The sequence below is a fragment of the Pelagerythrobacter sp. Soil_C_18 genome (assembly GCF_057657235.1).
Window position 1 is genome coordinate 118417 of record NZ_JBDGIU010000002.1, and the last position, 21988, is coordinate 140404.

At 66.4% G+C, this 21988-nt stretch carries 20 protein-coding genes; 15 read left to right on the forward strand and 5 right to left on the reverse strand.

The window, feature by feature from the left end:
• The first annotated feature begins 10 nt into the window (after positions 1-10).
• Entirely contained in the window at positions 11-451 is a 441-nt protein-coding gene (locus AC3A5N_RS06215; RefSeq protein WP_487736447.1) for a glycine zipper 2TM domain-containing protein, read from the forward strand.
• A gap of 192 nt (positions 452-643) precedes the next feature.
• Positions 644-1357, forward strand: a complete 714-nt coding sequence (locus AC3A5N_RS06220; protein ID WP_487736448.1) for a hypothetical protein — start codon at positions 644-646, stop codon at positions 1355-1357.
• Positions 1358-1363: 6 nt separating this feature from the next.
• On the opposite strand, the gene astD is transcribed toward AC3A5N_RS06220, so the two are convergent.
• Together astD and AC3A5N_RS06230 are read right to left on the reverse strand one after the other, a co-directional pair.
• Positions 1364-2824, reverse strand: coding sequence for a succinylglutamate-semialdehyde dehydrogenase (astD, locus tag AC3A5N_RS06225; RefSeq protein WP_487736449.1), 1461 nt, complete (start codon positions 2822-2824; stop codon positions 1364-1366).
• 43 nt (positions 2825-2867) lie between these two features.
• Positions 2868-4262 (reverse strand): protein adenylyltransferase SelO family protein, encoded by a 1395-nt coding sequence (locus AC3A5N_RS06230; protein WP_487736450.1) that lies wholly within the window; start codon positions 4260-4262, stop codon positions 2868-2870.
• An 87-nt stretch (positions 4263-4349) separates the two neighbouring features.
• Between AC3A5N_RS06230 and AC3A5N_RS06235 the strand changes: the two genes are divergently transcribed.
• The 5 genes from AC3A5N_RS06235 to AC3A5N_RS06255 all read left to right on the forward strand — a co-directional run bounded on the left by AC3A5N_RS06235 (position 4350) and on the right by AC3A5N_RS06255 (position 10037).
• Positions 4350-5210, forward strand: a complete 861-nt coding sequence (locus AC3A5N_RS06235) for an alpha/beta fold hydrolase (protein WP_487736813.1) — start codon at positions 4350-4352, stop codon at positions 5208-5210.
• A complete protein-coding gene (locus tag AC3A5N_RS06240) occupies positions 5207-6358 on the forward strand; it encodes a glycosyltransferase family 4 protein (RefSeq protein ID WP_487736451.1) in 1152 nt (383 codons plus the stop codon). The genes AC3A5N_RS06235 and AC3A5N_RS06240 overlap by 4 nt, the downstream gene beginning before the upstream one ends.
• 130 nt (positions 6359-6488) lie before the next feature.
• Positions 6489-7256 carry a tetratricopeptide repeat protein gene (locus AC3A5N_RS06245; protein ID WP_487736452.1) on the forward strand — a complete coding sequence of 256 codons (768 nt, stop codon included), beginning with the start codon at positions 6489-6491 and terminating at the stop codon, positions 7254-7256.
• Positions 7257-7275: 19 nt separating this feature from the next.
• Positions 7276-8619 carry an outer membrane protein assembly factor BamB family protein gene (locus tag AC3A5N_RS06250; RefSeq protein ID WP_487736453.1) on the forward strand — a complete coding sequence of 448 codons (1344 nt, stop codon included), beginning with the start codon at positions 7276-7278 and terminating at the stop codon, positions 8617-8619.
• Between the two features lie 59 nt (positions 8620-8678).
• The gene (locus AC3A5N_RS06255; protein ID WP_487736454.1) at positions 8679-10037 is read left to right on the forward strand and encodes a methyltransferase family protein; all 1359 of its coding nucleotides are present in this window, start codon (positions 8679-8681) and stop codon (positions 10035-10037) included.
• 3 nt (positions 10038-10040) lie between these two features.
• Here AC3A5N_RS06255 and AC3A5N_RS06260 read toward each other — a convergent pair whose 3' ends face one another.
• Positions 10041-11411 carry a glutamate--cysteine ligase gene (locus tag AC3A5N_RS06260; protein ID WP_487736455.1) on the reverse strand — a complete coding sequence of 457 codons (1371 nt, stop codon included), beginning with the start codon at positions 11409-11411 and terminating at the stop codon, positions 10041-10043.
• A gap of 39 nt (positions 11412-11450) precedes the next feature.
• Positions 11451-12200, reverse strand: a complete 750-nt coding sequence (locus AC3A5N_RS06265) for a 16S rRNA (uracil(1498)-N(3))-methyltransferase (protein ID WP_487736456.1) — start codon at positions 12198-12200, stop codon at positions 11451-11453.
• A 104-nt stretch (positions 12201-12304) separates the two neighbouring features.
• On the opposite strand from AC3A5N_RS06265, the gene AC3A5N_RS06270 reads away from it, so the two are divergent.
• The 5 genes from AC3A5N_RS06270 (at position 12305) to AC3A5N_RS06290 (ending at position 18820) form a co-directional block, all read left to right on the forward strand.
• Entirely contained in the window at positions 12305-14821 is a 2517-nt protein-coding gene (locus tag AC3A5N_RS06270; RefSeq protein ID WP_487736457.1) for a penicillin-binding protein 1A, read from the forward strand.
• Between the two features lie 20 nt (positions 14822-14841).
• Positions 14842-15381, forward strand: a complete 540-nt coding sequence (locus tag AC3A5N_RS06275) for a peroxiredoxin (protein WP_487736458.1) — start codon at positions 14842-14844, stop codon at positions 15379-15381.
• 79 nt (positions 15382-15460) lie between these two features.
• A complete protein-coding gene (gene prfB, locus AC3A5N_RS06280; protein WP_487736459.1) occupies positions 15461-16588 on the forward strand; it encodes a peptide chain release factor 2 in 1128 nt (375 codons plus the stop codon).
• Positions 16589-16646: 58 nt separating this feature from the next.
• On the forward strand, positions 16647-17387 hold the full coding sequence (locus AC3A5N_RS06285) for a class I SAM-dependent methyltransferase (RefSeq protein WP_487736460.1): 741 nt from the start codon (positions 16647-16649) through the stop codon (positions 17385-17387).
• Between the two features lie 26 nt (positions 17388-17413).
• Positions 17414-18820 carry an NAD(P)H-dependent flavin oxidoreductase gene (locus tag AC3A5N_RS06290; protein ID WP_487736461.1) on the forward strand — a complete coding sequence of 469 codons (1407 nt, stop codon included), beginning with the start codon at positions 17414-17416 and terminating at the stop codon, positions 18818-18820.
• A gap of 36 nt (positions 18821-18856) precedes the next feature.
• On the opposite strand, the gene AC3A5N_RS06295 is transcribed toward AC3A5N_RS06290, so the two are convergent.
• A complete protein-coding gene (locus AC3A5N_RS06295) occupies positions 18857-19873 on the reverse strand; it encodes a 2-hydroxyacid dehydrogenase (RefSeq protein WP_487736462.1) in 1017 nt (338 codons plus the stop codon).
• Positions 19874-19965: 92 nt separating this feature from the next.
• On the opposite strand from AC3A5N_RS06295, the gene AC3A5N_RS06300 reads away from it, so the two are divergent.
• The 3 genes from AC3A5N_RS06300 to AC3A5N_RS06310 all read left to right on the forward strand — a co-directional run bounded on the left by AC3A5N_RS06300 (position 19966) and on the right by AC3A5N_RS06310 (position 21920).
• Positions 19966-20436, forward strand: coding sequence for an SH3 domain-containing protein (locus AC3A5N_RS06300; protein WP_487736463.1), 471 nt, complete (start codon positions 19966-19968; stop codon positions 20434-20436).
• Positions 20437-20526: 90 nt separating this feature from the next.
• Positions 20527-21309, forward strand: coding sequence for an enoyl-CoA hydratase-related protein (locus AC3A5N_RS06305; protein ID WP_487736464.1), 783 nt, complete (start codon positions 20527-20529; stop codon positions 21307-21309).
• On the forward strand, positions 21309-21920 hold the full coding sequence (locus AC3A5N_RS06310) for a glutathione S-transferase family protein (protein WP_487736465.1): 612 nt from the start codon (positions 21309-21311) through the stop codon (positions 21918-21920). The genes AC3A5N_RS06305 and AC3A5N_RS06310 overlap by 1 nt, the downstream gene beginning before the upstream one ends.
• Positions 21921-21988: the final 68 nt, after the last annotated feature.

Here is a 21988-nt window from a genome sequence, read left to right on the forward strand (position 1 = left end):
GGACCGAGCGATGACCATGAAGACTTTCAAGATCGCAGCGCTGGCGATCGCGGCCCCTGGGCTCGCGATGGCGATGCCCGCGCAGGCAGCGGTGCCTACCGGCACCTACCAGGCGGCCCATGCGGCGACTTACGAGATCGAGAGCAGCAACCAGTGGCGCGACCGCTATCGCGATCGCGACGATCGTCGCTACGACCGCGGCCGGTACGATCGCTACCGGGATCGTGATCGCGACTATCGCGACCGGCGCACGTGGCGCGGCCGTGACGGACGCTACTACTGCCGCAAGGACGACGGCACGACCGGTCTCCTGATCGGCGGCGCAGTCGGCGGCCTGGTCGGTCACGAAGTTGCCGGCCGTGGCGATCGCACCCTCGGCGCCATTCTCGGCGCGGCGGGCGGTGCCCTCCTCGGCCGCGAGATCGACCGCAGCGGTTCGCGTTGCCGCTGATCCGATTGCACTGACAAGCTTCGGCTGCACCCACCTGCAGCCGCAGCGCGGCCCCACCGTGCCGCGGAAGGCGCTCCGTTGCCAGATGGCGGCGGGCGCCTTCAACTTTTCTGCTGACCGGTTAACCCTATTCTTCCCTCTTGCCGCTAACCCGCAGGTCGTTTCGGGCACGGGGCTGGAAAGGGGACTGGCATGGCGGAGCACCGCATCGCTTTCTGCGCGCTGCTCGCCTGCGTCCTTGCGGCATGCAGCGGCGAGCGCCTCGAGCCGACCCCCGGTGATGTCGACCCAGCGGTGATCGCCGCCCTCAACGATCAGATCCTGACGGACCCCGACCTGTCGCTCCAGAACGAAGGCAGCGCTGCGCTGACCGGCGGCATCGACCACGCGCTGCCACTTGTGAACGACAGCCCCCGCGCCATCGATGCCGCGCGCGAGGAGGCACGGGCGCTCGTCGGCGGGCGCGATCGATTTCGGCGGCTGCCTCCGGTCGGGGAGCCTGAGGCGGAAGTCCCGCTGGAAAGCCGTATCACGATCACCGCACGCGCCGCCTACGCAGGCGCGAGCGAGGCCTGCGTCCGTTCGCTCGACCAAGGCTTCATCTGGGCCGCCCGTATGCCCACGCCGTTCCCCGTCTATCCTCGCGGTGCGACGCAAGAAGCGGCGGGCAGCGATGCAGCGGGGTGCGCGCTGCGAGCAGTCAATTTCCGGACGCCCGTGCCGATCGAGGAGGTGCTTGCGTTCTACCACACCCGCGCGCTCGACGCGGGCTTCTCGTCGACCCTCGCCGCCGCAGGTGATGAATCGATCCTGCGCGGCACGCGCGAAGGGGCCTCATTCGCGCTCTACGCGCGTTCTGGCACATCCGGGCTGACGGAGGCCGATCTCGTCACGCAAGGGCTGTAAGGCGCTTCAGGCGTCCTTGAAGCCGACACCTACGCTGGCGCGCGGCTGGTCCATCTCGGTGCTCGCCACCGGATAAGCGCAATAGTCCGCCGCGTAATAGGCGGCCGGGCGGTGATTGCCCGACAGGCCGATGCCGCCGAACGGCGCGTTCGAGGATGCGCCGTTCGTCGGGCGGTTCCAATTGACGATTCCCGCGCGAATATTGGCCCAGAACCTATTGTAATCCTGGGGTGTTCCGCCGATCAACGAAGCGGAGAGACCGAAGCGTGTGTTGTTCGCCTCCGCGATTCCTTCGTCGAGATCATCCACCTTGATGACCTGCAGCAGCGGACCGAACAGCTCGACATCCGGCCGATCGGCCATCGCCGTCGTGTCGATCATCGCGGGGGAAAGGAACGGCAGGTCGTCGTCGGGCCGGGTCAGGTGGCGGATCGCCTTGCCGCCGTTCGACAGCAGGTAGAGGAAGCTCTCCATCAACTGATCCGCTGCCTGGTTGTCGATCACCGGGCCCATGAAGGGCGCGGGATCGGAGAAGGGCTGGTCGACGATAATGCGGCCGGCGAGCGCCTTCACCTCGGTCACGATCGCGTCGTACATGCTAGCCTTGACGATCAGCCGGCGCGCCGCCGTGCAGCGCTGTCCGGCCGAAGTGAATGCGGACTGGATGATCAGCGTCGCTGCATCGGAAATCTTCGGTGTATCAAGCACTACGATGGGATTGTTGCCACCCATTTCGAGGGCGACGATCTTGTTGGGGCTGGTCGCCAGCTTCCGGTTGATCGCGATCCCCGCCTGGGCCGACCCGGTGAACAGCACGCCGTCCACTCCCCGGTGAGCCACCAATTCCTTGCCTTCTTCCGGCCCGCCGACGAGTAGTTGCACTACCGCCGCGGAGATGCCGGCGCGGTGGAAGCACTCGACGAGGAACTCGCCCACGGCCGGCGTCTTCTCGCTCGGCTTGAAGATCACTGCGTTGCCCGCGATCAGCGCGGGAACGATGTGCCCGTTGGGCAGGTGCGCTGGGAAGTTGTACGGGCCGAGCACGGCCATGACCCCGTGCGGCTTGTGCCGGACCGCCGCTGTGCCCTGGAGTGCGCTGTCGAGCTTCTTCTGTCCCGTTCGCTCCGCGTAGGCGGTGACCGAAATATCGACCTTCTTGATCACGCTGTCGACTTCGGTGAGCGCTTCCCAGAGCGGCTTGCCGGTCTCGCGCGCGATCAGTTCGGCGAAGCGGTCCGACTGCTTGCGCACCTCGTTCGCGAAGCGGCGGCAGAGCTCGATGCGGGTCGCCAGCGGCTGCGCGGCCCAGGCGGGCCAGGCGCGGCGTGCGCGGTCGACTGTCTCCTCGACATTGCCGGCGGGGCTGCGCCACAGTTCCTCGCCCGTCGCGGGCGCGAAAGACACGATTTCATTGCTGCTCACTGGAGCGGGTATCCCTGCGTTCCTGAATGTCGGGGCCAATGCCATAGGCCCAAGGTAGTAACAAACCGATTGTCTGCCAGTCGGTAGCTCAGTGCCCCTGAGGCGGCGGGGGCGGGCCATGTGCATCGCCCATCCGGCGGATGGCTTCCACTTTGTCGTGGAGCGGAACCCAATCGTCGCGCTGGTCGATCGCGGACCAGATCGTCTCGACCTCCTCGACCAGCATCGTTTCTGGCGCCGGCAGGTCCCAATACGGATCGTCCGAAGGAATGGCGCGATAGTCTTTGAGCGCCTCGGCCAGTTCACCCTCGGTGTCTCGCCCACCGCGGTGGCGATGGAAGAAGCCGTCCGGTTGAGCCCCGGTCTCCCGCATCGCCCTCTCGCAGGCGGCGACTAGCACGCCGTCCTGCTCCGGCCCGCGGGATTCAACTCCCAGCCGCCAGCACCAGCGCCGCGCCACCGCATCCATGTAGAGCGGTCCGAACCGCTCCAGCGCGGCGATCAGCGGCGGCGCATCGGCGAGCAGGCGCAGCGCGACCGCAAACTGCCCTAGGTTCCAGTGCAGCGCTTCCGGCTGGCGGCCAAAGGCGTAGAGCCCCGTCTGATCGAAATAAGCCGCGGTGAAGCCTGCATCCCATTCGGGTAGCCAGCGCCAGGGGCCGTAGTCAAAGCTCTCGCCCGTCACGTTCATGTTGTCGGTGTTGAGCACGCCGTGGACAAAGCCCGCGACCATCCAGGCGGCGGCAAGGTCGGCAAGTCGCTCGACCACCTGATGCATCAGGACAACCGCCGGCTCGTCCCGCCCCGGCGCATCCGCGGGCGGCTGGGAGCCGGGGAATTGGGTGAGGCAATAGTCGACAAGGCCCGCCATATGCTCCCGTTCCTCCAGCGCGAGGAGGCGCTGGAAGGTGCCGATGCGGATATGCCCGTGGCTCAGCCGCACCATGACCGCCGAGCGGGTGGGGGAGGGCTCGTCGCCCCGCCATAGCTCCTCGCCGGTTTCGATTACCGAGAAGGTCTTGGAGGTATAGACGCCCAGCGCCTCCAGCATCTCGGTGGCGAGGATCTCGCGGACCGCACCCTTCAGCGTCAGGCGGCCGTCGGCTGTGCGGCTGTAGGGTGTAAGGCCGGACCCCTTGGTGCCGAGGTCGAGCAGCCGTCCCTCCGCGTCGCGCATCTGCGCAAATAGGAACCCGCGCCCGTCGCCGATCTCGGGATTGTACACCCGGAACTGATGGCCGTGGTACCGCAGCGCGAGCGGGCAGGGCAGATTCTCCGCCAAGGGTTCGAACCGGGCGAAGTGCGCCGCCCACTGCCGATCGTCGAGATCGTCCAGGCCGACAGCACGGTCCCACCTGCGATTGCGGAAGCGCAAAGTGGCGCGGGGGAATTCGGCGGCGGCCACTTCGTCTGCAATCCAGCCCGAGAGAGGCAGGATCGCAGGATCGGGCCGATAGGGCGACGCTTGCGGTTCTTCGCGCATCGGGCGATAGTGGGCCGCGCGGGCGGCGCTGGCAATGCGGCCGTCCGGAGATGCAGCAACTTGGACACAGGAAACTCTCCGAAGCCGATGGACACAGGATTTAGCGACCGTTTCTGGGAAAGCCCGGACGGTCTGAAGCTGCATTTCCGCGACTATCCGGGGCGTGAGGACCGTGTGCCGGTTGTCTGCATGCATGGTCTGACGCGCAATGCGCGCGATTTCGGGGCGCTTGCCGGGCATCTTGCCGGGGAGCGCCGTGTGCTCGTGCCCGAGATGCGCGGGCGGGGCGACAGCGAATATGCGCGCGACCCGGCGACTTACACGCCGACGACATATGTCGAGGACGTGTCTGCATTGCTGGCGCAGGAGGGGATTTCCCGCTTCGTCGCCGTGGGGACCTCGCTCGGCGGACTGATGACGATGATGCTGGCCGCGGCCGAACCACGCAGGATCGCCGGCGCGGTACTCAACGACGTCGGTCCCGAGCTTCAGGAGGCAGGACTGGCGCGCATCGCCGAATACGTCGGCCAGGGCCGCAACTTCCCAACCTGGATGCACGCCGCCCACGCGCTTGAGGAAGTGCATTCGGCGGCCCACCCGGAGTTCGACACCGAAGAGTGGATCGCCATGGCCAAACGCACGATGACGGTGCAGCAGAACGGCCGCATCGCGTTTGACTACGACATGAGCATTGCCGACCCGTTCCAGGCCGGCGACGGCGCTGCGCCGCCCGACCTTTGGCCTGCGTACGAGGCGCTGCAGGGCGCACCGTTGCTGATTGTGCGCGGGGCTTTGTCTGACCTGTTATCGGAAGAGACCGCCCGGAACATGCTCGCGCGGCACCCCGACGCCGAACTCGTCACGGTGGAGAACGTGGGGCACGCGCCGCTGCTCGACGAGCCGGCCGTCCTGTCGGCGGTCGACCGGCTGATGGCGAAGGCGGTATGAGCGCCACCGGGCGCGGCAAGGCGCGGATACTGCATCTCCATTCGACTTTCGCCGCCGGCGGCAAGGAACTGCGCTCGGTTCGGCTGATCAATGCCTTCGGGCCCAAGGTCTCGCACGCGATCGTCTCGGCGGAACCGGACCGGATGGAGGCAGCGCAGCACATCCTGCGGCAGATTCCCGTGACTTATCCGCGCGATTTTCCGGCGCTGAAGGGCAAGCCCACGCCGGGGCGCCTGAAGCGTCTTGCCCGCGCCATGCAGGGCTACGATCTCGTGCTGACCTACAACTGGGGCGCGATGAACGCGGTGATGGCGCATACGGTGTTCAGGGACGTTTTCCGTTTGCCGGCGCTGATCCATCACGAAGACGGTTTCAACGAAGACGAGCGCAAGCGCCTCAAGCCGATGCGCAACTGGTTTCGCAAGATCGCACTCGGGCGCACGAACGGTCTGGTCGTGCCCTCGGAAACGCTTGAGGGGATTGCGCTCCAGGTGTGGGAGCAGCCGATCGGGCGGGTGAAGCATATCCCCAACGGCATCGACACCAAGGCCTTCGCCAAGCGCCCGAAGTCGGACGCTCTACGCGGCGTGGTAAAGCGGAAAGGTGAATTCTGGGTCGGCACGCTCGCGGGCCTGCGCCCGGTCAAGAACCTGCCGCGGCTGGTGCGCGCTTTCCGTCATATGCCCGAGGATTGGCACCTGGTGATCGTCGGCGAAGGGCCCGAGCGGGACGCGATCCGCGCCGAGGCGGATGAATACGACATCGGCCACCGGGTCCATCTGCCGGGCTTTGCGCCCCATCCGGAGCGCTATGTCGGCCTGTTCGACGTGTTCGCGCTTTCGTCCGACAGCGAGCAGTTTCCGATCTCGCTGGTGGAGGCAATGGCCGCTGGCCTGCCGGTGGTCGCGCCGGCAGTGGGCGATGTTGCTGATATAGTGTCCGAGGCCAACGTACCCCTGATCGGCCCCGCAGGCGACGAAAGCGCACTGGCGCAAGGCCTCGCGCAGCTCGCGGGCGATCCCGCTCTGCGCGACCGGATTGGGCAGGCAAACCGCGACAAGGCGCGGACCAGCTACGACGAAAAACCGATGATCGCGGCCTATCGCCGTCTCTACTCCTCTGCGATGGACGACGACGCCCTGAGCTGAATGTCCGTCGCGGCCCGCTTCACCTCGGGTTCACGCGTTGGGGGACAGGCGGGTTTCCAAGTTGAATTGGCGCGGTCATCCGCTAAACAGCCCGGCGAACCTTCACTCGAATGATCGAAAGTGCCACGTCTTGGCCCTGAACCCTCTTTCCAAGCAAAACCCCGACCAGCGCCGCGCCGCGGAAGAAGACGTGCTGATGCGCGAAGTCGACGAGGCGGTCCGGCAGGATCAGTTCGCGGACTTCGCACAGCGCTACGGCAAGGCCATCATCGCCGCCGTCGTGCTCGGCCTTGCGGCTTTCGGTGGATACCTGTTCTGGGACCATCGGCAGGAAGCGGCGCGGGAAGCGGAGTCCGAAACGCTCGTCGGCGCACTCGATCAGCTCCAGTCGGGTAATTTCGGCAGTGCGACCGAAGGCCTCGAGCCGCTGGTGGCCGAAGAAGGCGGCGCAGCGACCCAGGCGGCGCTGCTCAAGGCCGGCATTGCAATGGAGCAGGGCCGCAACGAGGATGCGGCGAAGATCTACGCAGAAGTCGCAGCCGACGGCGATGTGCCGCAACTGCTCCGCGATTTGGCGACGGTCCGCGAGGTCTCCGCGACGTTCGACAGCCTGGAACCGGGCGAGGTCGTCGCGCGGCTTAAGCCGCTGGCGGTGCCGGGTAACCCCTACTTCGGCAGTGCAGGCGAACTAGTCGCGATGGCCTATCTCGACCAGGGTAAGAATCAGGAGGCGGGAACGCTCTTCGCATCGATCGCGAAGGACGAGACACAGCCCGACAGTCTCCGCTCTCGCGCACGGCAGATGGCGGGCGTCCTCGGTGTGGACGCGATCGAAGACGTCGATGCGGTGCTGGACGGAATTCGAGAACCCGCGGCCGCGCCGCAAGCGCAGCAATAATTCAGGACGGGCCTAACCGATGAAGTCGAATCGCATTTCCATTCTTGGCCGCGGCGTTGCCGTGGCGGCGCTCGCCGGCATGCTCGGTGCGTGCGGCATCTTCGGCGGCGGCGAAACCAAGACCACCCCGACGATCGGCGAGCGCAAGCCGGTGCTTTCGCGGATCGAAAGCGGGGCGAAGGTCGATCCGGCCTTGGCCGGCGTGGCCGTCGTTCTGCCCCCGGCGCAGACGAATACCGAATGGGCCCAGGCAGGCGGCACCGCCGACAAGGCTTACGGCCACCTCACCCTGGCGGACCATCCGGCGTCGGCTTGGACGGTGCAGATCGCGGGCGGCGGCGAACGCCGCAAGCTCGCCTCCGCCCCGGTCATCGGTAATGGCACACTGTTTGCCGTCGATACCGAGGGCGTGATCCATGCCTTCGACGCGCAGACCGGCGCGCGGCGCTGGAGCCATCGGATGGAACTCACCGGCAACGCGCGCAACGCGGCATTCGGCGGCGGGGTGAGCTACAACGACGGCCGCGTCTATGCGACCAACGGCGTGGGTCAGGTGATCGCGCTCGATGCGGGAACGGGCAGCGAGATCTGGAAAAAGCAGCCAGCCGGACCGCTCCGCGGAGCGCCGACGATTGCGTTCAATTCAATCTATGTGATGACGCAGGACAACCAGATCCATGCGCTGAACGCGGCGACCGGCGAAACCCAGTGGAACGAATCCGGTTCGCAGGCGCAGGCAGGCGTGTTCGGCGTCGCGACTCCTGCGGCAGGGCAGGGCACCGTGATTGCGGGCTACAGCTCCGGCGAGCTGGCGGCCTATCGTTACGAGAACGGCCGGGTTCTGTGGTCGGACGCCCTCGCTCGCACCTCGATCTCGACCGAAGTCGGATCGCTGACCGACATCGACGCCGATCCCATCATCGATTCCGGAAGCGTTTACGCGCTCGGCCAGGGCGGCCGCATGGCTGCCTACGAGCTCGTGACCGGCCAGCGGCAGTGGGAGCTGAACGTCGCCGGTATTTCCACCCCGGCGGTCGCCGGCGAATGGATTTTCGCGCTGACCGACGATGCCCGCCTTCTCGCGATCGCGCGCGCAACCGGCAAGGTGCGGTGGCTCACGCAGTTGCAGCGCTACCGCGACGAAGACGACAAGGAGGGCCCGATCTTCTGGACCGGTCCCGTCCTCGCGGGCAACAACCTGTGGGCCGCCAGCACGCAGGGCGAGATCTACAAGATCAGTGTCGGCGAAGGATCGGCCAGCCTGTTCGTCGATCTGGAAACGCCTATCTCGCTTCCGCCGGTCGTGGCCAACAACACCCTCTACCTGCTGGACGATGGCGGCACGATCCACGCCTTCCGGTAATCGCGCCGTCTAGGCTCTTACCGCGCGCTTAACCCTTTGCCGCTATCGCGCGACTCGTCATGAGCGCGCACCCGATCTCGGCAAAGGGACCCCCGGCAAGCGATGTCTCGGCGGGCGTGGGCCTCGCCGGGCTGCTAGGGCTGCTCGCGTGGATCGTCTTCTGCCGCAACTGGCCGCACATCGCGGACGCCTTTGCATTGCCGGGCCCGCGTGCGCCGCTCTCCGGGCCGCACGCGGCGCTGACCGCGCTGCTCTTCTCTGCGGCGCCGATGATCCTTTGGTCGATCTTCATCGACAAGGTCCACCGCAACCCCTCCACCGGCATCGATTGGAGCCTCAAGCGCTCCCTGCCTGAAGCGATCGAGGTCTCGCTGGTGAAGATCGCGGGCCTCTGGGCGACCTGGGCGATCCTCGGCTTCCTCTACTGCGTCGCGCGCTGGTACTGGCGGGGGCAGTATCTCTTCGCGATGGACATCGTCGCCGCGGCGGCGATCCCGCTGGTCGTGCTGTCGGTGCCTTACGTGCTCTGGCTCGACCGCTACATGGTGAACCCGCGCGATCACGCCTGGCATTTCGGCGCCATGCTCCTCGGGCGCGAGGCATTCGATCCGGATGAGGTGAAGAAGCACTGGCGGGCCTGGATCATCAAGGCGTTCTTCGGTGCTTTCATGATCTCGATCCTGCCCGCCGGCTTCGCTGCGGTGGTGGAGACGGATCTTGCGCAGATCGCCGCCAACCCCGTCGCGCTCGGCATGCTGCTGATCCAGCTTCTGTTCGTGATCGACGTGCAGATCGGCACGGTCGGCTATCTCATCACCTTCCGCCCGCTCGACGCGCATATCCGCAGCGGGAATCCGCTTCTGGCCGGATGGTTGGCGGCGTTGATCTGCTACCCGCCCTTCGTCTTCGCCTTCATGGGCGGCGACGGCATGCTGGCATACGAGGTCAACACGCCCGGCTGGGGCTTCTGGTTCGGGGACAGTCCCGTTCTGGCTTCGGTCTGGGCCGCGTGGCTCGTGTTCCTGACGGCGATCTACGCCTGGGCGACGCTCGCATTCGGGGTGCGCTTTTCCAACCTGACTTACCGCGGCGTACTGACGAATGGGCCCTACCGCTTCACGCGGCACCCGGCGTATCTGGCGAAGAACCTGTTCTGGTGGTGCTCGACGCTACCGTTTCTCGTCTCCAGCGGCTCGGCTGTGGACATGGTGCGCAACACCTTCTTCCTCAGCTGCGTGAGCGCGATCTATTTCTGGCGCGCAAGGACCGAGGAGGCGCATCTGCTGGGCGAAGATGAGAAATATCGCGCCTATCACGCATGGATGGAGCGCCATGGGCTGATCACCCGGCGGCTCGCCGCGCTCGGGCGGCGGCTGCGACTGCGCGGGCGGTCCGTGCAGCAGCAGCCCGCGGAGTAGACGCTAGAAGCTCTGCTCGTAGATCCGCGAGACGTCGCCGTTCCACTCGCCGTGGTAGAGGTCGAGCAGGCGCTGCGCCGGAACTTTGCCGCTGGCAACGATCTCGTCGAGCGTTTCGAGGAATCCCGTCTCGTTGTCGCCGCCGCTGTTGAGCCGGGCGCGTGCGGCGAGGCCAGAGCGGGAGATCGCAAGCACCTCGCGCGCGATGTCGTGGAGCTTACCGCCGTTCGGTAGTGGCGCATCGAGAGCGAGCTTCGGCACTGCACCCCGCAGCGCTTCGCGCTCTTCCATCGTCCAGTCCTTCACGACGTCCCACGCCGCATCGAGAGCGCCCTCGTCGTAGAGCAGACCGACCCAGAAGGCGGGCAGGGCGCAGATCCGGTTCCACGGCCCGCCGTCGGCGCCGCGCATCTCGAGAAAGCTCTTGAGCCGCACTTCGGGGAAGGCGGTGGAGAGATGGTCCCACCAATCGCTTTCGCGCGGTTTCTCGCCGGGAAGCGCGGGCAGCTTGCCCTCGAGAAAGTCGCGGAAGCTCTGGCCCGCAGCGTCGATGTACTTCCCGTCGCGGAAGACGAAATACATCGGCACGTCGAGCATGTAGTCGACCCATCGCTCGTAGCCGAAGCCGTCTTCGAACACGAAGGGGAGCATGCCGGTGCGGTGCGGGTCCGTGTCCGACCAGATATGGCTGCGGTAGGAGAGGTAGCCGTTGGGCTTGCCCTCCGTGAACGGCGAATTCGCGAAGAGCGCGGTCGCGAGCGGCTGAAGCGCCAGCCCGACGCGGAACTTCTTCACCATGTCCGCCTCGCTGCCGTAGTCGAGGTTCACCTGGATGGTGCAGGTGCGCAGCATCATGTCGAGGCCGAGAGTGCCCACGCGCGGCATGTGCCGCATCATGATCTCGTAGCGGCCCTTGGGCATGACCGGCATCTCTTCGCGGGTCTTGTCGGGCCACATGCCCAGCCCGAGAAAGCCGACGCCGCAGCATTCGCCGATCGCTTTCACCTGCTTGAGGTGCCGGCCGGTCTCGTCGCAGGTCTCATGCAGGTTTTCGAGCGGCGCGCCTGACAGTTCGAGCTGCCCCGCGGGTTCGAGACTGACGGTGCCGTCCGCACCCCGCATCGCTATGACCTTGCCGCCTTCCTCGACCGGCTCCCACCCGAACTTGCGCAAGTTCAGCAGGAGATCGCGAATGCCGCATGATTCGTCATAGGCGGGGGCGTGGAAATCCTCCCGCTTGTAGACGAGCTTCTCGTGCTCGGTTCCGATGCGCCAGGCGTCTTTCGGCTTCTCGCCGGCGGCAATCGGCGCGACCAGCTGGTCGCGGCTTTCGATGGTGGGATCGTTGGCGGCCGAGGCTTCACGAGTGCTCATGCGGGTTGCGATAGGCAACCGGTGAATTGGAGGAAAGCGCTAATTGCGCCAGTCCCCGGCGGCCGCCATCCACAGCGCGGTGGCGGCGATCGCCGCGGTTTCGGCGCGCAGGATTCGCGGGCCCAGCGAGACCGGCCGCGCCTGCGGCAGCGCGCGAATCGCGGCACGTTCCGCGTTGTCGAAGCCGCCCTCAGGACCGATCAGTAGCGCGGCCGGACCGGCATGGTTCGCCAGCGCCTCCGCCGGCGCTTCGCCGCCCAGTTCGTCGGCGAAGAACAGCGCGCGATCCGCCGGCCAATCGCGCAGGAGCCGGTCGAGCTTCGTCAGCGGGGCAAGCTCGGGCAGGGCGGTGCGCTCGCACTGCTCGGCAGCCTCGATCATCCGCTTCTTGAGCCGTGCATCGTTGATCTTGCGCACGATTGAGCGGCGCATCTCGACCGGAACGAACCGCCGCACGCCGAGCTCGCAAGCCTTCTCCGCCACGAGCGCGAAGTTGTCGCGCTGGAGCGGAGAGGCGCAGAGCCACAGGTCCGGCACGTCCTCGCGCGGAGCCAGCTTCTCCTCGACCGTCGCCAGGCAGCGTCCGCCCCCGGCAGCAGCTAAGCGGGCGAGGTACTCGCCGGTCAGGTCGTCGAACAGGCGCACCGCGTCCCCGTCTCCGCGCCGCATCACGCCGAGCAGGTAGCGGGCCTGGGCCTGGTCGAGCGCGATCGTGGCGCCGATTTCGATCCGCTCCTCGAGGTAGAGGCGCGGGGTCGATTTGGGCGGCCAGGCGGGGGTGGCGGGCATCGCAATCCTCTCGCTTTGTGGGTCAACGGCGGAGGTTTGTGGCGCTGCCGACCTAATCGATATGGCGCAAGACGGAATCCGCGTGCTAGGGACGCGTCCAGACCATGGCCGAACAGTCTACCACCGAGTATTTCCGCTACCGGATCCGCCGCGATGCGTCCGGCGCGTTGAACTGGTTCAGGACGAGCTGGCGCGAAAAGCGCTGGTTCCGCTGGACGACGATCCTGCTGGGCGCGTTCCTCGCGCTGTGGCTCGTCGTCTGGGCATTGCTTGCGCGCGATCTGCCGGACGCGGAAACGCTGCTCGAATACGAACCGCCTCTGCCCACGATGGTGCGCGGAATCGATGGGGACATCGTCTATTCCTACGCGCGCGAACGGCGCGTTCAGTTGCAGTATGCCGACTTTCCGGTCGAATTGATCGAAGCTTACCTGGCGGCCGAGGACAAGACGTTCTTCAGCCATGGCGGAATCGACGCCGGCGGTCTCGCCGGCGCCGTGATCGACTATGTCAGCAAGCTCGGCTCGGGCGAGCGGGCCGTCGGCGGCTCGACGATCACCCAGCAGGTGGCGAAGAACATCCTGCTGTCGAACGAATATTCGGTCACCCGCAAGCTCAAGGAAATGATCCTCGCCCGGCGCATCGAAGGGGTGCTGACCAAGCAGCAGATCCTCGAGCTCTATCTCAACGAGATTCCGCTCGGGCGGCGCAGCTTCGGGGTGCAGGCCGCCTCGCGCGCCTATTTCGACAAGGACGTCGGCGATCTCGAACTGCACGAGATGGCCTTCCTCGCGATCCTTCCCAAGGCACCGGAGCGCTACGGACGCAAGCAGCACGCGGAACTGGCGCTGGAGCGGCGCAACTTCGTGCTCGACCAGATGGTCGAGAACGATTTCGTCACCGCGGCAGAGGCAGCCGAGGCCAAGAGCCAGCCGCTCGATCTCAAGCCGATGCGTGCGCAGCATGAAACCGTCGACGCCGGCTATTTCTTCGAGGAAGTCCGGCGCACGCTGATCGAGAAGTTCGGCGAAACGGCGGCGGATGGCCGCAACAGCGTCTATGCTGGCGGGCTATGGGTCCGCACCTCGCTCGACCCGGTCCTGCAGGAGGCCGCGCGCGACGCACTGCGCAATGGCATGTTGCGCTATCACGGGAACCGCGGCTGGCCCGGTCCGGTGGCGACGATCGATCCGGACAACGGCGATCTCGTTGCACAGCTCCGCTCGTCCAACCTCAATCTCGACTTCCGCGACTGGCGCGTCGGCGTCGTGACCGAGCGCAGCGGATCGTCCGCGACCGTGGGGCTCACCGACGGCGAGACTTATCCGCTGACCGGCTTTCCCGATGCGGTGAAGGTCGGCGACGTCGTCGCGGTCGAGCGTTCGGGCAACGGCTACCGGCTGCGCTCCGTACCCGAGGTCTCGGGCGGTTTCGTCGCCATGGCCCCGCAATCCAGCCGGGTGCTCGCCATACAGGGCGGGTTCGACAGCGGCCTGAGCGACTTCAACCGCGCGACCCAGGCCCAACGCCAACCCGGATCGACCATCAAGCCGTTCGTCTATGCCACCGGCCTCGACAACGGCATGACCCCCGCGACGCAAGTGCCCGACCAGACGTTCTGCTTCTACCAGGGCGCAGCGCTGGGCGAGAAATGCTTCCGCAACTTCGGCGGCGGCGGCGGCGGGGTCCACACCATGCGCTGGGGCCTAGAGCAGAGCCGCAACCTGATGACGGTGCACGTCGCGATGGACGCGGGCATGCCCAAAGTCATCGACACGTTCGAGCGCGTCGGGATCGGCAGTTACGAGCCCTATCCGGCGTTCGCGCTGGGCGCGGGCGACACCACCGTGCTCAAGATGGTCAATGCCTATGCTGCGCTGGTCAATCATGGGCGGCAGAACAACGCCACGCTGATCGATTACGTGCAGGACCGCCACGGCAAGGTGATCTGGCGCGCCGACACGCGCAATTGCGAGCGGTGCGACATGCCGGAATGGGACGGCAAGCCAATGCCGCGGCTCGGCCGCAGCGGCAAGCAGGTGCTCGATCCGCGGACGGCCTATCAGGTCGTGCACATGCTGGAAGGTGTGGTGACGCGCGGCACGGCGGTGCGCCTGCGCGACCTCGACCTGCCGCTGTTCGGCAAGACCGGCACGACCACCGGTCCGACGAACGCCTGGTTCGTGGGCGGATCGCCGGACATCATCGCGGGCATGTATCTCGGCTTCGACCAGCCGCGGAACATGGGTGGCTGGGTTCAGGGTGGGAACACGGCCGCGCCGATGTTCAAGGAATTTGTGCAGGAGACACGCGATCGCTGGTCGGAGGAGCCGTTCGTTGCGCCGCAGGGTGTGCGAATGGTGCGGATCGATCGGCGTTCCGGCAAACGGGTGCTCGATGGCTCGCCGACCGACGATCCTCTGAGCTCGATCATCTGGGAGGCGTTCAAACCCGATACCGAGCCGCCGCGGCGCACGCGCGCCGATGCGATCGAAGCCAAGCGCCGCGAGTTCCTGGATTTGATTCGCCGGGGCGAGACAGCGCGCCGCAATCCGGGGGCCGGCACTGGGCGTCACGGCGAGCCTTCGGACTTCGTCGAGGACCAGGGCGGAATCTACTGACTTTTGGGAAGGAGAGCGCGATGAGGAAACTTGCCATGGCCGCCGCATTCGCCACGCTTCTGGCTGCGCCGGCATCGGCCGAACTGCCGGTCGGGGCGAAAGCGCCGGTGTTCGCCACCGACGCAGCGCTCGCCGGCAAGGCCTTCGCCTTCAACTTGCGCGCCGCCCTGGCGAAAGGGCCTGTCGTACTCTATTTCTATCCCAAGGCCTTCACCAAGGGATGCACGCTGGAGGCGCGCCAGTTTGCCGAGGCGTCGGACGAGTTCGCCGCTGCGGGCGCGACGGTGGTCGGGATGTCGGCCGACGACATCGAAACGCTGAAGCGCTTCTCGAGAGAGGAATGCCGCGACAAGTTCGCCGTCGGCGCTGCGACCCCGAAGATCATCGAGGCGTACGATGCGGCGCTCGTCCGCGACGGCAAGGACACCGGGCTGACCGAGCGCACCAGCTACGTGATCGACCAAAGCGGTCGGATCGTGTTCGTCCATTCGGACCTCGACTATCGCAATCACGTCCGCCTTACGCTCGCCGCGGTGAAGAAGCTCGAACGGGGCGGCTGACGCCTCGCCTTCGGGCGTCCCTTTCGCTTCGCACGCCCCTCCGCTAAGCGGGCGGCCAAATCCTTTGGAGAATCAATTTATGCGTGCCGAAGGGCAGGCCCATATCGACCGTATCGACGCCGCGTTGGCGCTGGTGCGGCAGTCGCTCGACTGGGACCGCGCGCTGCGCCGGCTGGACGAGTTGAACGCGCGCGTCCAGGATCCCACGCTGTGGGATGATCCGAAGGAAGCGCAGGCGATCACGCGCGAGCAGAAGCGGCTCGAAAGCGCGATCGGCACGGTGCGGCAGATTGGGTCCGAGAAGGACGACGCGATCGAATTCGTCGAAATGGGCGAAGCCGAAGGTGACGACGATGTCGTGGCCGAAGGTCTTGCCAGCCTTGCGAGGCTTGCCGAACGCGCCGACGCCGACAAGGTCCAGGCACTGCTCGGCGGCGAGGCGGACGCGAACGACACTTATCTCGAAATCCATGCCGGTGCGGGCGGGACGGAAAGCCAGGACTGGGCGGAAATGCTCCAGCGGATGTATACCCGCTGGGCCGAGCGGCGCGGCTTCAAGGTCGAGCTGATCGACTATCATGCCGGCGAACAGGCCGGGATCAAGGCCGCGACCCTGCTGATCAAGGGCGAGAACGCCTATGGCTATGCCAAGACCGAAAGCGGCGTGCACCGCCTCGTGCGCATCAGCCCGTACGACAGCGCCGCGCGGCGGCACACGAGCTTCAGCTCGGTCTGGGTCTATCCGGTGATCGACGACGCCATCGACATCGAAATCAACCCTGCCGATCTCAAGATTGATACCTACCGCGCGAGTGGCGCGGGCGGGCAGCACGTCAACACGACCGATTCGGCGGTGCGCATCACCCACGTCCCCAGCGGGATCATCGTCGCTAGCCAGATGGACCGCAGCCAGCACAAGAACCGCGACATCGCGATGAACATGCTCAAGGCGCGCCTCTTCGAGGAGGAGATGCGCAAGCGCGAAGAAGCCGCCAGCGCCGAACATGCCAGCAAGACCGAGATCGGCTGGGGGCACCAGATCCGGAGCTATGTCCTGCAGCCTTACCAGATGGTCAAGGACCTGCGCACCGGCGTGACCTCGAGCTCGCCGGACGACGTGCTCGACGGCGCGCTCGATCCGTTCATCTCCGCCGCGCTGGCCCAGCGCGTCACCGGCGAGAAGGTCGAGGTCGAGGACGTCGAGTAAGAGGCGTTCGGCAGCTTTGCCGGGCCCGTCGGTTCCGCTAGGGGCGTCTCAGGACCAGATGAAGACCCTTCTCTCCCTCCTCTGCGCCGTGCTGGCGCTCGGCCTCGCGGCCTGCGAGCCGGTCGACGACGGCCGGCCCGAAACCGCGCGCGATTTCCCGCTTCCCGACCGGCCCGTCTCCGGCCTCGGCGCGAACGAGTTTTCGTCGGAAGACGCGCGCGACAGCGTAGGCGAAGCGCGCAAGGTGATGGATTTCGCCGAGATCGAGCCCGGCATGAGCGTAGCCGACATCGGCGCGGGCGAGGGCTACTACACGGTCCGCCTCGCCGACCGGGTAGGGGAGGAGGGCCGCGTGCTCGCGCAGGATATCGACCGTGACGCGCTCGACCGCCTGGCGCGCCGCGTCGAGCGCGAGCGGCTCGACAACGTCTCGATCAAATTGGGCGAGATCGACGATCCGAAGTTGCCCGAAAACAGCTTCGATCGTATCTTCATGGTGCACATGTACCACGAGATCAGCGAGCCTTACGCGTTCCTGTGGCGCATGTGGCCCGCGCTGCGCGAGGGCGGCCAGGTCATCGTGGTGGACATCGACCGGCCGGCCGACCAGCACGGAATCGATCCGCTGCTGCTGGCGTGCGAGTTCACGCAAGTCGGTTTCGAGCTGGTGACGTTCCGTGACGCACCCGAGCTGGCCGGGTACTATGCACAGTTCAAGCGGGCCGCTAAGAGGCCCGGACCGGAAGAGATCAAGCCCTGCCGGGGAACCCCGGTCAAGGCAGACAATGCGGCGCAATAAGGCCGCTCACGAGGATTAGCAGTTCAATGGCATTCAAGGGTCTGAGCCCGATCGTCTATGGTGGCCGCGAGGTCTGGCCGCTCATCGAGGGCGGCAAGGGCGTCTCCGCGACCAATCACGCGAGCTCGGGCGCATGGGCGGCCGCGGGCGGGGTTGGCACCGTCAGCGCGGTTAATGCTGACAGCTACGACGCCGAAGGCAAGATCATCCCGCAGATCTATGATCAGCTCACTCGCAAGGAACGGCACGAGCAGCTCGTCCGCTATGCCATCGATGGCGCCGCCGAACAGGTGAAACGCGCCTACGAGGTTTCGGGCGGCCAGGGCGCGATCAACATCAACGTGCTGTGGGAAATGGGCGGCGCGCAACAGGTGCTGGAAGGCGTTCTCGAACGCACCAGGGGCCTCGTCACCGGCGTCACCTGCGGCGCGGGCATGCCCTACAAGCTGGCGGAGATCGCCGCGCGCTTCAACGTCAGCTATCTGCCGATAATCAGCTCCGCGCGCGCCTTCCGCGCGCTCTGGAAGCGCAGCTACCACAAAGTGAGTGAGCTGATGGCTGCAGTGGTTTACGAGGACCCGTGGCTCGCCGGCGGGCACAACGGCCTGTCAAACGCCGAAGACCCGACCAAGCCCGAAGACCCATATCCGCGGGTCAAGGCGCTGCGCGATACGATGCGCGCCGAAGGGGTGAGCGAAGACGTGCCGATCGTCATGGCCGGAGGCGTCTGGTTCCTGCGCGAGTGGGACGACTGGATCGACAACCCCGAGCTCGGCAAGATCGCCTTCCAGTTCGGCACGCGCCCGCTGCTGACCGAGGAAAGCCCGATCCCGCAAGGCTGGAAGGACATGCTCCGCACGATCGAGCCGGGCGACGTTCTGCTGCACAAGTTCTCGCCCACCGGGTTCTATTCGTCCGCTGTCAAGAACCCGTTCCTGTGGGACCTCATCCATCGCAGCGAGCGGCAGATCCCCTATTCGAAGGTCGAGGCGGGTGAGCACACGGTGCAGCTCGACGTCGGCATCAAGGGCAAGAACTTCTGGGTCACGCCCAAGGACCGCGAGCGCGCGCGGGGCTGGGTGGCCGAAGGCTTTACCGAGGCACTCAAGACCCCCGACGATACGGTCGTCTTCGTCACGCCGGAAAGCCGCGCCGAGATCCGCAAGGACCAGGCCGATTGCATGGGCTGCCTTTCACACTGCGGGTTCTCGTCGTGGAAGGACCACGACGATTACACCACCGGCCGCCTCGCCGATCCGCGCAGCTTCTGCATCCAGAAGACCCTGCAGGACATCGCCCACGGCGGCCCGGTCGAACAGAACCTCGCCTTCGCGGGCCACGCGGCTTATCGCTTCAAGCAGGACCCGTTCTACTCGAACAACTTCACGCCGACGGTGAAGCAGTTGGTCGACCGTATCCTGACCGGGGATTGATAGGCGTCATCCCAGCGCAAGCCGGGATGACGTAAATCAAACCAGCGCTTCCAACACCTGGTCCGGCGGGCGGTGCCCGTCGGCCCAGAAGCGGATGTTGGCGATCACCTTCTCGCCCGATGCCTCGCGGCCCTCGATGGTGGCGCTGCCGATATGCGGCTGCGCGATGACGTTCGGCAATGCGATCAACCGCGGGTCGACGTTGGGCTCCTCGGGAAAGACGTCGAGGCCAGCGCCGCCCAGATAGCCGCTCTCGAGCGCATCGATCATTGCCTCGTAATCGACGAGGTCCGCGCGCGCTGTATTGATCAGCGCCGCCCCGGGTTTCATCAGGGCGATGCGCCGCGCGTCGATCAGCCCGCGCGTCCCCGCGGTTGCCGGGCAGTGCAGCGTGACGATGTCCGAATCCGCCAGAAGCGTATCGAGATCTTCGACGTACTCGGCTCCGAACATCGATTCGACCGCGGGGGGAAGGCGATGGCGGTTGTGATAGCGGATCTGCAGGCCGAAGGCGCGGGCCCGGAACGCGACGGCCTGGCCGATGCGGCCCATGCCGACGATCCCCAGCACTTTACCGCCCAGCGTGCGACCGAGCATCGCCAGCGGCGCCCAGCCGGTCCAGCGCCCCTGTCGGATCAATGCGGTGCCTTCGCGCAGACGGCGCGGCACACCGATGATCAGCGCCATCGTGAGATCCGCAGTGTCTTCAGTGAAAACGCCGGGGGTGTTAGTCACCAGGATCTTGCGTGTGGCCGCTGCGGCGAGGTCGATGTGATCGGTGCCCGCGCCGAAGCTGGCGATCAGACCGAGCCTTTCGCCAGCTTGGGCGATCAGTTCCGCATCAATGCGGTCGGTGACGGTGGGGACGAGCACGTCGCACTCGCGCATCGCCGCGGCGAGTTCGTCCCGCTTCATCGGCAGATCGTTGCGGTTGAGACGCGTTTCGAACAGCTCCTCCATCCGCGCTTCGATCGAGGGCAGCAGGTGCCGTGTCACGATGACCCGGGGCTTGCCCGCCACGCGCCGATTCGCAATCTCTCCCACGTTGTCCATAGATGCCGCGCTAGGATGGCCGGTGCGTCGCGGTCAAGCCGCGTGCGAGACGGCTTGAAGCGGGGGTGCCCGACGATTTAAGGGTGGAACCCATGCGCAGCTTCATCCTCGCCGCCGTTCTCGCCCTATTCTCCGTCGTTTCCGTGCCCGCCGCGGCGCAGGAGCGCGAGGTCCCCTACTGGGCGACCGTTGGGACGACCAAGCTCAACATGCGCGTGGGGCCGAGCGTCAACTACCGGATCGCCTGGGTCTACAAGCGCGAGGGGCTGCCGGTGAAAGTGATCCGTGTGGTCGACGGATGGCGCCTGATCCGCGATCACGACGGCGCGGAAGGCTGGGTGGTGGCCCGCCTCCTCGACGCCGACCGCGGCGCCATCGTGGTGGGGGAGGGCCTGGCGTCCCTGCGGGAGGCGCCCTCCGACAATGCCAAGCTCAGGTGGAATGCCGAGCCCGGAGTAATTGGCAAGCTAGGCGAGTGCGAGAACGGCTGGTGCAGCTTCGACGTCGACGGACGGGTGGGCTGGGTCAGGGCCGAACGCCTATGGGGCGCGGGCGAACCCTAGAACCCGACCCCCGCTGGCATGAATTGAGGCTTGCCTAGCCGCGCGGGCGCAGCCAAGCTCGGTTGCGAAACGCAACGCTTGGGAGGGTGCATGGATTTCCAGACAATCAGGTTCGCGGTGGACGAGCGCGTCGCTACGATCACGCTGAACCGGCCCGAGCGGCTCAACGCCTGCTCGCTGGAAATGGCGGACGAGATGCTGATGGCGCTCGACCACCTCGGCGATGCGCGCGTGCTAGTGCTGATGGGTGAAGGGCGGGCGTTCTGCTCGGGCGCGGACCTTGCCGCGCGCGGCGACCGGCCGGTGACCGGCGCGCAGGGCAGCTACATGGCGCTGACCGAGAAATACAACCCGCTGATGATGAAGCTCGCACGGCTCGATATGCCGATCATCTGTGCCGTCAACGGTCCGGCGGCAGGGATCGGCTGCTCGATCGCGCTGGCGGGCGATTTCGTGATTGCGGGCGCGAGCGCCTATTTCCTGCAGGCGTTCGTCAACATCGGGCTGGTGCCGGACGGCGGCGCGAGCTGGATGCTGCCGCGCCTCGTCGGCAAGGCGCGCGCGACCGAGATGATGATGCTGGGCGAGAAGGTCGGCGCCGAGAAGGCCCTCGAGTGGGGCATGATCTACAAGGCCGTGGCCGACGAATCGCTGGCTGGCGAAGCCGAAGCCCTCGCCGCCAGGCTGGCGAACGGGCCGACCGTTTCCTACGCCACCATGCGCAAGAATATCCTCACCGCGCTCGAGAACAGCTACGCCCAGGCGCTGCTGGCCGAAGCCGAGGGCCAACGCATCGCCGCCTCGACCGAGGACGCACGCGAAGGCGGCATGGCCTTCCTCCAGAAGCGCAAGCCCGCGTTCAAGGGCCGCTGATGCTGTTCTACGACAGCCCCAACCCCGCGCCCAATCCGCGACGCGTGCGCATCTTCGCGGCGGAGAAGGGCATCGAATTGCCCAGCCACGAAGTCTCCATTCCCGAGCGCGAGCAGAAGTCGCCCGAATATCTCGCGATCAATCCGCGCGGGCAGACGCCGGCGCTCCAACTCGATGACGGCACCGTGATCGCCGAGAGCGTGGCGATCTGCCGCTATCTTGAGGCGTTGCATCCGGAGCCGAACCTGTTCGGCGCGGCGCCCGAGGAGATCGCGCTGGTCGAGATGTGGAATCGCCGTGTGGAGATGATCGCAATGTATCCGGTCGGCGCGGTTTGGGTTCACACGCACCGTTTCACCGCCGCGCTGCCGGGCCGCAACGAAGCCTGGGGCGAGGCCAATCGCGCGGCGGTGGCGAAGGCCTTCGGCTTCTTCGACGAGGCGCTGGTCGATCGTGAATTCCTTGCTGGCGAGCGCTTCACCTTCGCCGACATCCTGTTGCTGACGACGGTCGATTTCGCGGCTTTCGCCGATTGCCCCCCGCCGGAAAGCTGCACCCGCCTCGCCGCCTGGCACACCCGCGTCTCGGCCCGCCCGAGTGCCGATGCCTGACGCATGTTGGCCGAGGTCAAGCTAAGCTCGCATTGAAATTTCCGCCGGAATGGTGGATCGGCGTCCCC